This window comes from Bacillus sp. ABR, assembly GCF_056172715.1.
In genome coordinates this window covers 300,655-314,861 of record NZ_JAOYSL010000005.1, presented here as the reverse complement: position 1 = coordinate 314,861, position 14,207 = coordinate 300,655, and the positions used below count along the sequence as shown (strand labels likewise).

Annotated in this window: 15 protein-coding genes and 9 tRNA genes; 18 read left to right on the top strand and 6 right to left on the bottom strand. The window is 39.5% G+C overall.

Annotated elements, in window-relative coordinates:
* Positions 1-8 precede the first annotated feature (8 nt).
* From OIT90_RS17035 to OIT90_RS16980, 12 genes are all read left to right on the top strand, one after another.
* Positions 9-81, top strand: a tRNA-Thr gene (locus OIT90_RS17035).
* A 15-nt stretch (positions 82-96) separates the two neighbouring features.
* Positions 97-181: transfer RNA gene (locus tag OIT90_RS17030), tRNA-Tyr, on the top strand.
* Between the two features lie 14 nt (positions 182-195).
* Positions 196-269: transfer RNA gene (locus OIT90_RS17025), tRNA-Trp, on the top strand.
* A gap of 29 nt (positions 270-298) precedes the next feature.
* Positions 299-374 (top strand) — tRNA-His (locus OIT90_RS17020).
* Positions 375-383: 9 nt separating this feature from the next.
* Positions 384-455 (top strand) — tRNA-Gln (locus tag OIT90_RS17015).
* A 7-nt stretch (positions 456-462) separates the two neighbouring features.
* Positions 463-537: transfer RNA gene (locus tag OIT90_RS17010), tRNA-Gly, on the top strand.
* A gap of 5 nt (positions 538-542) precedes the next feature.
* A tRNA-Cys gene (locus OIT90_RS17005) sits at positions 543-613 on the top strand.
* 14 nt (positions 614-627) lie between these two features.
* Positions 628-716: transfer RNA gene (locus tag OIT90_RS17000), tRNA-Leu, on the top strand.
* Between the two features lie 36 nt (positions 717-752).
* Positions 753-834 (top strand) — tRNA-Leu (locus OIT90_RS16995).
* A 415-nt stretch (positions 835-1,249) separates the two neighbouring features.
* Positions 1,250-1,675 (top strand): hypothetical protein, encoded by a 426-nt coding sequence (locus tag OIT90_RS16990; protein ID WP_059377521.1) that lies wholly within the window; start codon positions 1,250-1,252, stop codon positions 1,673-1,675.
* Between the two features lie 411 nt (positions 1,676-2,086).
* Positions 2,087-2,881, top strand: coding sequence for a phosphotransferase (locus tag OIT90_RS16985; protein WP_474892761.1), 795 nt, complete (start codon positions 2,087-2,089; stop codon positions 2,879-2,881).
* Positions 2,882-2,939: 58 nt separating this feature from the next.
* Positions 2,940-3,644 (top strand): hypothetical protein, encoded by a 705-nt coding sequence (locus OIT90_RS16980; RefSeq protein ID WP_474892760.1) that lies wholly within the window; start codon positions 2,940-2,942, stop codon positions 3,642-3,644.
* A 30-nt stretch (positions 3,645-3,674) separates the two neighbouring features.
* On the opposite strand, the gene OIT90_RS16975 is transcribed toward OIT90_RS16980, so the two are convergent.
* The 5 genes from OIT90_RS16975 to OIT90_RS16955 form a co-directional block, all read right to left on the bottom strand.
* The gene (locus OIT90_RS16975; RefSeq protein WP_106025354.1) at positions 3,675-4,220 is read right to left on the bottom strand and encodes a histidine phosphatase family protein; all 546 of its coding nucleotides are present in this window, start codon (positions 4,218-4,220) and stop codon (positions 3,675-3,677) included.
* A 62-nt stretch (positions 4,221-4,282) separates the two neighbouring features.
* A complete protein-coding gene (locus OIT90_RS16970) occupies positions 4,283-4,480 on the bottom strand; it encodes a hypothetical protein (RefSeq protein WP_058838706.1) in 198 nt (65 codons plus the stop codon).
* 144 nt (positions 4,481-4,624) lie between these two features.
* Positions 4,625-4,894 carry a hypothetical protein gene (locus tag OIT90_RS16965; protein ID WP_047202846.1) on the bottom strand — a complete coding sequence of 90 codons (270 nt, stop codon included), beginning with the start codon at positions 4,892-4,894 and terminating at the stop codon, positions 4,625-4,627.
* A 64-nt stretch (positions 4,895-4,958) separates the two neighbouring features.
* Positions 4,959-5,648, bottom strand: coding sequence for a DUF1963 domain-containing protein (locus OIT90_RS16960; RefSeq protein ID WP_474892759.1), 690 nt, complete (start codon positions 5,646-5,648; stop codon positions 4,959-4,961).
* 18 nt (positions 5,649-5,666) lie between these two features.
* Positions 5,667-6,470 carry a DUF2262 domain-containing protein gene (locus OIT90_RS16955; RefSeq protein WP_474892758.1) on the bottom strand — a complete coding sequence of 268 codons (804 nt, stop codon included), beginning with the start codon at positions 6,468-6,470 and terminating at the stop codon, positions 5,667-5,669.
* Positions 6,471-7,010: 540 nt separating this feature from the next.
* Here OIT90_RS16955 and ltaS point away from each other — a divergent pair.
* Positions 7,011-8,954 (top strand): lipoteichoic acid synthase, encoded by a 1,944-nt coding sequence (gene ltaS / locus OIT90_RS16950; protein ID WP_058838710.1) that lies wholly within the window; start codon positions 7,011-7,013, stop codon positions 8,952-8,954.
* 155 nt (positions 8,955-9,109) lie between these two features.
* Positions 9,110-9,676, top strand: coding sequence for a signal peptidase I (gene lepB, locus OIT90_RS16945; protein ID WP_047202849.1), 567 nt, complete (start codon positions 9,110-9,112; stop codon positions 9,674-9,676).
* Positions 9,677-9,717: 41 nt separating this feature from the next.
* Here the strand turns inward: lepB and OIT90_RS16940 are convergent, their stop codons facing one another.
* The gene (locus OIT90_RS16940; protein ID WP_039177356.1) at positions 9,718-11,013 is read right to left on the bottom strand and encodes a homocysteine synthase; all 1,296 of its coding nucleotides are present in this window, start codon (positions 11,011-11,013) and stop codon (positions 9,718-9,720) included.
* 265 nt (positions 11,014-11,278) lie between these two features.
* Between OIT90_RS16940 and OIT90_RS16935 the strand changes: the two genes are divergently transcribed.
* The 4 genes from OIT90_RS16935 (at position 11,279) to OIT90_RS16920 (ending at position 14,201) form a co-directional block, all read left to right on the top strand.
* The gene (locus OIT90_RS16935; RefSeq protein ID WP_039177358.1) at positions 11,279-11,434 is read left to right on the top strand and encodes an FbpB family small basic protein; all 156 of its coding nucleotides are present in this window, start codon (positions 11,279-11,281) and stop codon (positions 11,432-11,434) included.
* Between the two features lie 165 nt (positions 11,435-11,599).
* The gene (locus OIT90_RS16930) at positions 11,600-12,367 is read left to right on the top strand and encodes an ABC transporter ATP-binding protein (protein ID WP_474892757.1); all 768 of its coding nucleotides are present in this window, start codon (positions 11,600-11,602) and stop codon (positions 12,365-12,367) included.
* Positions 12,368-12,396: 29 nt separating this feature from the next.
* Complete coding sequence (locus tag OIT90_RS16925; protein ID WP_371412179.1) at positions 12,397-13,374, top strand: aliphatic sulfonate ABC transporter substrate-binding protein; 978 nt, start codon at positions 12,397-12,399, stop codon at positions 13,372-13,374.
* Positions 13,371-14,201, top strand: a complete 831-nt coding sequence (locus tag OIT90_RS16920; protein WP_474892756.1) for an ABC transporter permease — start codon at positions 13,371-13,373, stop codon at positions 14,199-14,201. Before OIT90_RS16925 ends, OIT90_RS16920 begins: the two co-directional genes overlap by 4 nt.
* The last annotated feature ends 6 nt before the right edge of the window (positions 14,202-14,207 follow it).

Below are 14,207 nucleotides of genomic sequence, written 5' to 3'. Positions count from 1 at the left end.
CACTATTTGCCGGTGTAGCTCAATTGGTAGAGCAACTGACTTGTAATCAGTAGGTTGGGGGTTCAAGTCCTCTTGCCGGCACTGTTTTTCAAATGTGGAGGGGTAGCGAAGTGGCTAAACGCGGCGGACTGTAAATCCGCTCCCTCCGGGTTCGGCGGTTCGAATCCGCCCCCCTCCACCATTTTTTATTTTCATAGGGGCATAGTTTAAAGGTAGAACAGAGGTCTCCAAAACCTCCGGTGTGGGTTCGATTCCTACTGCCCCTGCCAATTATACTTTATAATTCATTACATCTATGGCGGTTGTGGCGAAGTGGTTAACGCACCAGATTGTGGCTCTGGCACTCGTGGGTTCGATTCCCATCAATCGCCCCATTTTATTATTGGGCTATAGCCAAGCGGTAAGGCAACGGACTTTGACTCCGTCATGCGTTGGTTCGAATCCAGCTAGCCCAGTTGATGTGCGGAAGTAGTTCAGTGGTAGAACACCACCTTGCCAAGGTGGGGGTCGCGGGTTCGAATCCCGTCTTCCGCTCCAATAATGGCGGCATAGCCAAGTGGTAAGGCAGAGGTCTGCAAAACCTTTATCCCCGGTTCAAATCCGGGTGTCGCCTTTTTTGAAAAGACTGCCGGGGTGGTGGAATTGGCAGACACACAGGACTTAAAATCCTGCGGTAGGTGACTACCGTGCCGGTTCAAGTCCGGCCCTCGGCACCATTGTTTTTAATATAAGATGCGCTCTTTAATGATCATGCCGGTGTGGCGGAATTGGCAGACGCGCACGACTCAAAATCGTGTTCCTCACGGAGTGCCGGTTCGACCCCGGCCACCGGTATCTAGTTTTAGATATTCTTTATTATCATTCATTACAGAAGAATTAAGGAATATCAACGTTTAAAACGTCTTTCTACAAATTGTAGGAGGGCGTTTTTTATTTGTTTTTTAGCTGATTTTTCACACGACAAAATTGCTTCCAATCGTGTTCTGTTTACTGGTGAAAGGGGAATTAGCTAAATGGCACGACGTTAAAATATTTGAGACTACATTCTATTCAGTATTACATGAATAAATTTAAGGGGTTTCTTAATGTTCTAACAGTACAAGGAATAAATATTTCTGAATTAAAGCCTTACGAGGAACATATGAAGGAGATTATCTTTTACTTTATTGATGGTTACCTTATTATTAAACTAAAAGGGCAGGATAATTGAAGAAGGATGAGATAAATTGTACATAGGAGAGGTGTTGTCATGATTACGGTTAAAAATGCTGAAAGTTATCTTAAAGATAGCATTGGTGAAGATATCGATGATATAAAAAAGGTTTGGGAAACATTTAAGGCTTTTTCAAAGGAGGCAGTTGAGGGCGAAGAAGATAAAGAAATTTTATTTCAGTGTGGTGTCTATGACTTTACAGGAGAGGAACTATTTCATTTTGACCTTGTACGTCAGTTTACAGTTTATGAAGAAGATGATTATTCTCACATGGAACAACTACACTGTGAATTTTTATTTAAACCAACAAGCGAGTTAAAAAATTTAAAGGTGGTAGAAGAATGGTCAATGGATTATGACGATATCGATCATTTTTTTAATCATATTGAAAGTATTCATGAGTTTAAAATACCTTTGAGTTTAAAGCCGATAAAATCAGAAATATATCAAGAAGAACTTTGATTCTTATTTTATAAACGAGTACTTTACTTTAAGAGGGTATACCTTGCCTTTTAGGAATAATTTATCACGGGTGCCGGTTCAACCCTTGCCATCGGTATCTATTAAAAGTTTCATGATTGGTTTTTACCGTGAACCTAACGTTTCACCCTTGTGGTAAACGTTTTTTTGTGATTTAAATGAGTTATTAAAAATAGAAAACTATTAGAAAATAATGAGCATGTACTTTTTTAGCAGAATAATCTTTAGATGATTTGCAACATTTGATAAGATACATTTAACCATGTAAGGAAACAAAATGGGGCAGCACATTCACACAAAACAGTGTACTACCTTTGTGTAACTAAAAATATTTGGGGAAATACACATCTTTAGCTGACATCATCATTGTGACCCAATTTTAGGGGAGAATTTATGAAAAAACAAAGTGATCATGAAGAGTTATTGACAGGTGGCAATGTCTCGAACGTATATCGTTCGGGAGATACGGTTCGTCGAGAAGTAAAGTCAGACAATATCAATATACGAAAGCTGCTAAAGCATTTAGAAAAAAAGAATTTTTCCTATGCTCCAAAGTTTTTAGGGGTTGATGAAAAAGGTAGAGAGATCTTGTCTTTCATTGAAGGCGTAGCTGGTCATGATCCCTTAAAAGAATACATGTGCTCTCACCATGCCTTAAAAGAATTAGCGAGAATGCTTAGACTGTATCATGATGCTGTTTGTGATTTTCCCATTTCAGACGATTGGGAACGAATGGACAATACGCCTAACAACATAGAGGTTGTTTGCCACAATGATTTTGCTATGTATAACATTATTTTCAAGGATAAAAAACCAGTAGGGATTATTGATTTTGATGTAGCTGCTCCTGGTCCGAGGCTATGGGATATCGCATATACCCTATATACATGTGTGCCTCTTAGTAGATTTTTTCGCACTGAAACAGGGGAGGTCGTGAAATATTCATCATTAGACCATGCAGACTATATAAAGCATAGAGTGAAACTGTTTTTTGAATCTTATGGGGAGGAAATAGCAGAAGATTATTTGGATATGGTGCTGCTGCGTTTAAAAGGGTTATGTCAGTATATGAAACGAAAAGCGAGTGAGGGTGATATCGCTTTTCAAAAAATGATTCATGAGGGGCACCTTGAGCATTATCAAAAAGACATTCAATTTATTCATGAACATAGAAAAGATTGGATGTAAAACTACTTCCCTTTAAATAAGAAGTCAAAAGAATGAATGTAAAGAGGCGGCGTTGTTATTGCAAACGAAGACGATATTACAGACCATCATTAAAGACGAGGGATCACATGATTATCCTCTTTTTAGACAGTACTGTGTGAAAAAAGAACAGGGCCTGCGTAAAGATGCACTAAAAGTTCTTCAGGCCTTTATTGAAGAGATGAAAGAGAACGATTTTGAAGTACAGCGTTCATTTGTTGCTTGGCTGTTTGAGAAGATTGAACAGTTTGAGGATGGTCATCATTTGCTTGTGTATCCATTGATAATTGGGGTGATTCAGCCTGTTCTGCAAGAGTGGGAGAAGGTTGACCCAATGGATGTGAGACCATATCGCTGGCAGGGCTTGTTTGTACATCAGGGAGAAGGGCTGCCCTATTTATTGAAGGCACTAGAGCTTGGGGGCAGCAAGGAGCAGCGTGTGATTGTTCAAATTTGTGAAATCTATTTATCGGCCTTGTGGTATTCGTTTCATCATATACATGAAGATCTTTATTTAAGCACCTATGAGAAAGACCAAGAGCGAATTCAAGGTATTGAAGATGTCATGATGCTGATTGAAGATAAGAGGATTCGTACTAATGTTGAAAAACAAGCAGCCTATTATGATCAGCTTTTATCGGACTGGAAGAAATTTCAGCAAACGGAGACAAGAGGCTTCATGAAATGGTGTGCGGAGCGTAAGAAGCCGTATGAGTGGGTAGAGGCTTTTTATTATCAACAATAGATGAGGAAACGGCAGAATTCATTCTGCCGTTTATTTATGCCATATTCGTTCTATTTCTACATGATCTGGTTTGAAATATTTCAGGATATAGACATCTGGATTGCTTAATTTTTCCCACTCCTCGAATCCAATCGTTGGATCTGCGTGTTTAAGAAGCAGGCTCATGATATTACCATGTGTGATGAATAGGGTATGATCTTTTTCTAATTTTATTTGTTCGTGGAGCGCTTCTACAATACGATTCATGGCTTCTTGGCTCGATTCTCCGCCTTCACAGGTCATATGTAAGTCTGTAAAACTAAGCTTTAGCTTCTCATACCAATTGTCTATTGGCTTACTGCTTAACACACGTTCAGAGAGGCGTTGATCGATTTTTATCTCGAGCTGTTTTGCATGAGCAAGGGGCTCAGTAGTTTGGATCGCTCGTTTATAAGGACTTGAGATAATCTGATTGAGATGAATGCTGGAAAAAAACTGTGACAGTTCGTGAGATTGAGTGATGCCTTGTGGCGTTAAAGCTGCATCTTTAGATTGTCCATCTGCTTGGCAGTGTCTGACGATATAATATGTTTTCATTGGATACACCTTTCATTGAGTATAAAAAAATCATCCAGTATTGGATGAGGATTTGTGAAGAGCTAGGTAAGCTTGTTCGTATCTGTTTCTTTATAGGGATCTGTGAGCTTGGAGGTCAGGTCTAGGTTGAACAAAAAATCATCGACGGTGTCTGTGCCAAAGGGAAGTGTGGAGAAGCTGATTGGGATGCTGTCTTCTTGCTTTTCTGAAGCGACTTGCTGTGCAGGCTGCTTTTTTCTCCAGTTCTTAAACAAGCGCATGTGAGGCCCCCTTTTCTTTGAAAAAGATGGATTTATACATAATATACGGGGAGAGTTGTCCAGGCGTCAAATGTTTTCTTATAAAGGAACGATTCAATTGCTAAAAAAAGAGCCACAGGAAAGTGCGGCTCTTGTTGTTTCAGTTTACATTGCGCGTTGTAATGCTTGTAGTAATTTACGTTCGCATCTTAAGTTGTATCGCTTCTTATGGAGTTTCTCCGTTTTAAACCTGCCTATGACACGCCGGACACCGGGATCATAAATGATGAGCTCCCTGCAAGTTTGATCATGTAATAGTGCCTGAAACCAGCTATATTTTTTGAGATGTGCTGCGTTCCTCGAGATCTCCTCTTCATCCACTTTTAAAAAAGGGATATACACAGCAAGTGAAAAGATGTCTAAAATGAATCCCATTTTGCTTCCTCCTTTCATATTATTCATTACGCTTAGGAGAAGGCAAGGTTTCATTCAATAAACGTTAAAAACAATCCCAGTGCATAAACCATTCTTTTGATTCTTTGTCATAATAGAAATACATCGTGCCGTTATCACCAATCATGAAACGAGGTTTTTCTTCTGAGGCGATTTGCAGCATAAATTCGCCTTGTTGTTGATGGGGTGGGGATTGAATATACGCCCCATATCCACCGATTTTTGTGAACGAATAATTTGTGTATTGATTAAAAAAGTGGTCTGTCGCTTCTTCACTTTCTTTTACTTCTGTTAGATCCACATATGACCATGCTTCTTCCCAGCAAGGGAAGTCCCTTTGTTCACTTTCGTTCCATTGGATTTGAAAGGGTTTGAGTCCTCTTACTTCTTCAGGAGTCTCAGCTACTTCTAAACCTTCGATTGATGCATATTCAATGAGCTTCCAGCCTTCGCCGTTTTTGGTGATATCAATCGGAAGTGCTTTCTGGTTGAGGAAAATTTGAATCAGCTTACACTCATTGAAGCCGTTCATTCCTCCTGGCACTTCTGGTAAATAAATTTGTAAGATCGGAATCATGGCTCCATCTTGATCTGTCGGCCAGCCTTGATGAGGATCGATGAAAAAATGGCCTGCAAACCAGCTGTGTACAGCTGGATCAGGACGGAAACCGCCAATTTTGGCGATGGCTGGCGTTTTCCCAATTAGATTTAATTTTTGAAAAGCTTTGATCTCCATCTAATGTCCCTCCAGCTGTTAGCCTGCAATGTGTGCATCATGAAATGTACCATCTATATTTCCTGTGATAATAATGACATGTCCCCAAAATAAATCACCGTCATGATAGTAGACTTCAAACTCTCCCTCAGGGTAAACATGCAGGCTTTCAAGTGAAATGCGGCTCATAAATTGATTCAGTGTGAGTTCTTCTTGCTTTTCAACTGATTCGTCTTGTTCCTGCCAATCCTTTGCTAGATCTATCAGCTGATTCCCGGCAAATGATTTAATAGAAGAATCCCATTTAGCTTGTTCTTGTATGAGTTGTTTTGCTGTAGAAAGAGAGTCATTTATTTTTTCATCTTCTTCGAGGTTGAAGTAGAGAAGGCACTCTTCATTGCTCCATTGGATCGTCTTTTCAAATAAGTCTAGTCCTTTCACTAACTCAAAGGTTCCAAGTGTATCATCATGATAAAACACAGGCTTTTGGGCTTGTTCTAAAATTTCTTGAAGTGCTTGATCCTTTGTATCTGTATTGATCAAAGATACAAGCATGAATTCACCTTCGCCCTTTCGAACCTGAAGTGTAACGATTGATTCTTTATGTAATTGTGACTGCTTTTCCCTTAATCCTTCGTCATCTGTTAACCAGCAAAGTCTTACATTTTCGTTTGTGATATGGCCGTTTTCCTTCCAGGCAATTAGTGGAATAGAAGCGGTCCAAAGAGGTGCCTGTCCTGCTTTTCCTGCCCCTACACCAGAAAGTCCTGTAACAGCAATGATAGTGACTATATCTTCTGAAAATCTTCCTTCAAAAGTGTTGATTTGTTTGTTAATCTTCATGTGATGTCCTCCAGCTCGATTTTTTTGTCATGAACATAAGGATGATATGATCAAAATCTACCTCTTAATCACACCGCACATTAGTAGGGGAAATCAAGCTTTTTTTGTTTAAAACTGTTTTTTTAGGAGGTACATGGATTAATGAAGGTTGAGTCACAATAAAAGAAGCATGGATCGAATTTTGTATAAATTTGGGTAAGTGAGTCGAAAAGCCTAGGTGATTCTTCCTTTTCTTTATAATTACTTTGACACGAATAGATGAAAAAAGTAAAGTAATACTGAGTGATTTACAAAACCTTCTTCATCCACTAAAACATGAAGTGTGCGTAAATTTAATGTAAATGGATATTTTTCCTTTTATTTACTCGTATTTTTTTTGAAACTTATGATGCCTCTCGTTCGTTATATTAAAGGAGCGCATGTATCCGGCGGAGACAGAGCATCGGAATGCTTGACGAAGAAGATTTACATTTGCAAAATGAATGTAAATTTTTTATGATTTCATTTATATCAGAACGATGATAAGAAAGAAGAGGTTTTATGAAAAAAATATTTGCGAACAAATATAGCTTTTTTGTTTTGGCTGTCCTATTATTCTGGGCTAAATCATACACAGCCTACAAAATGGACTTTAATTTAGGAGTAAAAGGTTCTTTTCAAGAGGGGCTTCTCTTATTGAATCCATTTAGTTCAGCCATTGTGTTTTTTGGACTTGCTCTCTTTTTGAAGGGGCGTAAATCTGCCATTGTTTTAATTGTTATTGATTTTATTATGACCGCACTTTTATATGCAAATGTAGCGTATTACCGTTTCTTTGATGACTTTTTGACTTTCTCAACAATGAAGCAGGCAGGAAATCTTGGGGGAGGCATGACTGGCGGTGTGTTAGCAAGCATTAAGCCGCATGACCTTTTATACTTCCTTGATATCATCATCTTGATTGCGATTGTCATTTGGAGACCGGAAGTGAAGAAGTTCCAAATGAAAAAGACGTTTGCACTGCTGATTGTAGCTGCAGGTATTGGACTGTTCTTTGTAAACCTTCATTTGGCTGAAAAGGATCGTCCAGAATTATTAACGAGAACCTTTGATCATAAGTATGTTGTCAAATACTTAGGTGTTTACAATTATACGATTTATGACGGGGTACAAGCAGCACAAAACGCAACGCAGGTTGCAAATGCAAGCAGTGAAGATTTAACGGATGTTGTGAACTATACGTCTTCTCACTATGCGAAGCCAAATGTAGAGTATTTTGGAAAAGCAAAAGGTAAAAACATTATTAAAATTCATTTAGAAAGCTTCCAGTCTTTCTTAATTGACTACAAATTAAATGGAGAAGAAGTGACGCCATTTTTAAACAAACTGGCTCATGGGAAAGATGACTTTACGTATTTCGATAACTTTTTCCATCAGACTGGTCAAGGGAAGACATCTGATGCTGAGCTGATGATGGATAATAGTATGTTTGGCTTGCCAGAGGGAGCAGCATTTGTGACAAAGGGTGAAAATACCTTCCAATCACTACCTGCCATCCTAGATCAAAAAGCAGGCTATACGAGTGCAGTTCTTCACGGGGACTATAAATCTTTCTGGAACCGTGACACGATTTATAAACATATGGGAATTGATCAATTCTTTGATGCTTCCTATTACAACATGGATGAAGAAAACCTTGTGAATATGGGTCTGAAGGATAAACCGTTCTTCAAAGAATCAATCCCAATGCTAGAATCAATGAAAAAGCCATTTTATGCACATTTAATGACACTGACAAATCACTATCCATTTAATTTAGATGAAAAAGATGCGACAATCGCTAAAGCAACAACGGGCGATAAAACAGTCGATAACTATTTCCAAACAGCAAGATATTTAGATGAGTCATTAGAGCAATTCTTCAAAGACTTGAAAAAATCAGGTATGTATAAAGACTCAGTCATTTTATTGTATGGTGACCATAACGGTATTTCTGAGAACCATAACCGTGCAATGAGTGAAATTCAAGGGAAAGAAATCACTCCTTATCAAAATGCACAAAACCAGCGTGTTCCGCTCATGATTCGTATTCCTGGTAAGAAGGGCGGCGTGAACCATACGTATGGTGGTGAAGTCGACGTGATGCCAACACTTCTTCACTTACAAGGTATCGATTCAAATGAATTCGTGAATTTTGGAACAGACTTATTCTCTAAAAAGCATGATGAGACTGTTGCCTTCCGTAATGGAAACTATGTGACACCGAAATACACACTTGTCGATAATACCGTTTATGATACGAAAACGGGTAAAGTGGTGAAACAAAATAAAAAGACAGAGGCGATTAAAGCCCGTGTTGATAATCAGTTAAGTCTTTCAGATAAAGTGCTCTATAGAGATCTTCTTCGATTCCATAAGTTATCTGATTTCAAACCAGTGAATCCATCGGATTATTTCTATGGTAAAGCAAACAAAGAAAAAGAAGCGGATTCTTCTGCTAACTAACTGAGTTTTGGGCAAGCACAGAAAGGTGCTTGCCTTTTTCTCTCTCTTTGCTTGATTTGTTGGCAAAATATGTTTATATTTAGGGAGAAACAAGCGTGACGCCGGCTGGCAGCTGGTGACACACATTTCGTCCTTGGGGAATTCAGGAGGAGCTTATGACAACAAATACAAAAACACAAAAAAAGAAATCAGAATTATGGGGCTGGATCAAAGCCATCTTAATCGCATTTATTGCTGTTTTTATCATTCGGAACTTTCTATTCGCACCGTACATTGTGAAAGGGACTTCTATGGACCCAACACTGCATAACACAGAGCGGGTGTTTGTGAATAAAACGGTTGATTATTTCGGTGATTATAAACGGGGACAGATCATTGTTCTTGATGGGGAAGATCGCAGCACTCATTATGTCAAACGATTGATTGGTTTACCTGGTGATAAAATTGAAATGAAAAATGATCAGCTATTTGTTAATGGGAAAAAAGTGGCAGAGCCTTACTTAGCGTCAAACAAAAAGAAAGCAGCGGCAGATGGTACTTTGCTGACACCTGATTTTGGCCCTCTGACTGTTCCAAAAGGAAAGTACTTTGTCATGGGGGACAATCGCCAAAATTCAATGGACAGCCGCAACGGCTTAGGTCTTTTTACAAAGCGCGATATTCAAGGAACTACCTCATTTGTATTTTATCCTTTCCAAGACATTCGATTACTCAATCATTAATAAACAAGAAAAAAGCACACAGCCGTGTGCTTTTTTCTATGTCATTCAGACTGACTTTTGGTAATCGCCTGTTCAAGATCTGCAAGAATATCTTCAATCGCTTCTGTTCCAACGGATAAACGAATGAGCTCTGGTGTGACACCTGTCGCTTTTTGTTCTGCCTCGCTTAATTGTTGATGCGTTGTGCTGGCAGGATGAATGATGAGAGATTTAGAATCGCCCACGTTTGCGAGATGGGAGAAAAGTTTCACAGAATCAATGAGCTTTTTACCTGCTTCGCGTCCACCTTTGATACCGAATGTGAGGATTGCGCCTTGTCCTTTTGGTAAATAGGTTTGAGCAAGTTCATAGGATTCGTGACTTTCAAGGCCCGGATAGCTTACCCAATCGACAAGAGGATGATCCTGTAAGAACTGTGCTGTTTTCAACGCATTTTCACTATGCCGCTCAAGACGAAGGTGTAATGTTTCTAAGCCCTGCAGAAGTAAAAATGAGTTGAATGGCGACAGAGCTGCCCCTAAATCACGTAAGAGCTGTACTCGTGCTTTTGTGATATAAGCCGCTTCTCCAATAGCTTCTGTATATGTTAGACCGTGATAACTTGGATCTGGTTCAGTCAGCCCTTTGAACTTATCGCTGTCAGCCCAAGGGAATCGGCCGCTATCAACGATGACGCCGCCAATTGATGTACCATGACCGCCAATAAATTTCGTCGCTGAATGGACGACAATGTCTGCACCGAACTCAATAGGTCTTAATAAATAAGGGCTGGCGAGTGTATTGTCCACAATAAGCGGGATATGATGCTTGTGTGCAATGGCTGAGATGGCTTCAATATGTAAAATGTCGCCTTTTGGATTCCCAATGCTTTCTGCATACACTGCCTTTGTTTTGTCTGTGATCGCTGCTTCAAGTTCTTCAAGGTTGGATGAGTCGACGAATTTTACTGTAATTCCGAGTTTTTTGAGTGTATGGGCAAATAAATTGTAGGTGCCGCCATAAAGACTACTTGAGGAAACGATTTCATCCCCGGCTCCTGCAATGTTTAAAATAGAATAAGTCGTCGCTGCTTGCCCAGAAGAAACAGCAAGTGCACCAATCCCACCTTCAAGCTCTGCGATACGCTTTTCAAATACGTCATTTGTCGGGTTCATAATACGTGAATAAATATTTCCCGGTTCCTGAAGACCGAATAAATTCGCTGCATGATCACTATCTCTAAAACCAAAGGAGCTTGTTTGGTAAATAGGCACGGCTCTTGAATAGGTCGCTGAATCAAGTTCCTGACCTGCGTGAATGGCTTTTGTTTCTAAACGAAATGGACGTTCTTCTGACATGTGTGTATCCTCCTTTTGTTAGATAAAACCAACTGTTTTGATAAGAAATATTTAATAAGACTATAAATCTTGTTCACTGCTCGGTCAATCATTTTTTAGATAAATCTGAAAAAACAATAAATATAGTTGACAGGTAGGAATAGTATGTATTAACATGAGCATACTGAAAACGCGAACAAGAATGGCTGATCGGTCAACCGAAGGCTCTATCACTTAAGCATGAGTGAAGAGCCTTTTTTTATTTGAATGAGAAAGGATGATGAAGATGGAAAAAAAGAAAAAACGAAAAAAATACAGAAAACACATGGATATCACACTAGACATCTTAATTGAGCGGAACAAATATGAGATTTACAGCAGCAAGGAACGAATAGAAGCGATTTACGATCGGATTGATGAAAAGCATACAAGGACAAAATAACTATTTTATAAATTCGAGTTGATTTATGGGATTAATATGATTTAGGATGGTGCTAACAAATCAATATGATTAGCTGATCGGACAACACGAAGGCTCTTATCTCTTTTTTGGGGATAAGGGCCTTTCTGTGTATGTATCTGATGGCAAGAGGAGTGGAGGGTTTCAATGACGATTTCAATTGATATTGCGGATAAATCCTTTTGGAAAGACAAACAGACCATTCGGGTACTTGAAGACTTGAGATTGAGCATGATTCCAGGTGAATTTGTAACAGTGATAGGTCCGAGTGGATGCGGAAAAAGTACGTTGCTAAAAATCATAGGCGGGCTCGACACAGCGTATGATGGGCAAATTTTGATAGGAGACAGACGGGTCACAGAACCAGGAATGAAACAGGGCTTTATCTTTCAGGAACACCGCCTGTTTCCATGGCTGTCAGTCGAAGAAAACATAGCGGCCAATTTCAATTTAAAACAACAGGATGTACGCCGTAAAGTGGATGAATTGATTGAAATTGTTCGATTAAAAGGATTTGAACATGCTTATCCACATGAGCTTTCAGGAGGAATGTCGCAACGGGTTGCCATTGCGAGAGCACTCCTTCGTGATCCGGAGATCTTATTGCTTGATGAACCGTTTGGTGCGCTGGATGCATTCACACGAAAACACTTGCAGGATATGCTGCTGGACATTTGGCAGGAGAAAAAAACAACGATGATGCTCGTTACTCATGATATTGATGAATCGATTTATTTAGGAAATGAAATTGTGCTCTTACAAGCGAGACCTGGCCGAATCCATAAAATTCTTCCTGTGAATCTGCCTTTTCCGCGTGATAGAACATCAACCTCTTTTCAACATTTAAGACAAAAGGTGCTTTCAGAATTTGAGAAAACAGATGAATTGTTACTAACTGATGGATCAGGGATTTAGGGAGGGGAAATCGCATGAAAAAGATACAAATGATCGTGATCTTTTTGAGTCTTCTCCTTGTTTTAGCAGGGTGTGGTCAAGCAGCAGACGGTTCAGAAAACAAGGTGAAAGAAATTCGGATTGGGATTCAGCAAAGTTTGAGCCCGCTGCTTTTAGCAAAGGAAAAAGGGTGGTTTGAACAATCATTTGAAAAAGAAGGAGTGAAGGTAAAGTGGGTGGAGTTTCAAAGTGGTCCTCCCCAATTTGAAGGACTTGCTGCAAATCAATTAGATTTCTCGCAAGTTGGAAACTCACCTGTCATAGCAGGTCAGGCAGCGGGTATTGATTTTAAGGAAATTGGTTTATCTCAGGATGGGCTGAAAGCGAACGGTATTTTAGTGAATAAGAACAGTGAGATTCAAAAAGTAGAAGATTTAAAAGGGAAAAAAATTGCTGTCGCTAAAGGGAGCAGTGGCTTTGATTTTTTATACAAAGTATTAGATCAGGCAGGTTTATCTGCGAAGGATGTTCAGATCATTCAGCTACAGCCAGATGAAGCGATATCAGCATTTGAAAATGGATCCGTTGATGCTTGGTCGATCTGGGAGCCGTTCTTATCACTTGAAACGATCAAGAAAGGAGCAAAGCTGCTGGTGAATGGGGAAGCGACTGATTTATATTCTCCAGGTTTCACACTTGTTCGCACTCAGTTTGCTGATCAGCATCCTGAACTAGTGGTGAAATTTTTAAAGGTATATGACCATGCGGTGAAGTGGCAGAAATCACATCCAGAAGAGGCTGTTACTCTATATGCGCGTTTAAAAAATTTAGATAAGAAGGTCGTCACACAAGTATTAAACAATACGGAACCACTCAATAAGCCCATTTCGAAGAAGATCATCAATGCTCAGCAGCATACCGCTGATTTTCAATATAAAACAAAGGCGATCCAGCGGAAAATTGATGTCAATCAGGTTGTAGATAATTCGTTTATTGAAAAAATGCTGAAAGAGGAGATGGATGAATGAAAGCTATTTCGAACCCGGCTTTAGCATCTAAAATTGAGCGGTCAAAGAGAAAAAGGAGAAAAGCGTCTTCTTTATATAAGTTAAAGGGACTGGTATTACCTGTTCTACTTATTGCGGTTTGGCAGATTATAGCTGGTTCTCAAATTGTTTCTTCCACTGTATTGCCTTCGCCCGTTTTGATTGCTGAATCCTTTCGAGAGTTGATACGTTCTGGTGAGCTGTTTGGCCATCTTTACATCAGTCTTTATCGAGCAATATGTGGATTTTTACTTGGGGGAGGCTTAGGTCTTATGCTGGGCGTATGCGTAGGGTTTTCTAAAAAAACAGAGCAGTATGTAGATCCGACCTTGCAAATGCTGAGAACCGTTCCTCATTTAGCGGTCACCCCTTTATTCATCCTCTGGTTTGGCTTTGATGAAACGGCGAAAATTTTATTGATTGCACTTGGGGCTTTTTTTCCGATTTATATTAATACTTTTCTTGGTATTCGCAGTGTAGATAATAAGCTGTTTGATGTGGCCCGCGCCTTAGAGTTTAATCTGTATCAAAGCATCACAAAGCTGATTTTACCGGCTTCTCTTCCGCATATTCTTCTGGGCGTGAGGCTGTCATTAGGAATTGCTTGGCTAGGTTTAGTGGTAGCTGAGTTAATGGGTTCAAGCAGCGGCGTCGGCTATATGATTATGGATGCAAGGCAATTCTCTCAAACGGATAAAGTGTTTGTCGGAATTATCATCTTTGCAGTAGTAGGTAAGCTGACAGATTCATTTGTACGTCTGTTAGAAAAGCGTCTGCTCAAGTGGCGCACTAGTTATCAAGGTAAATAATAACAG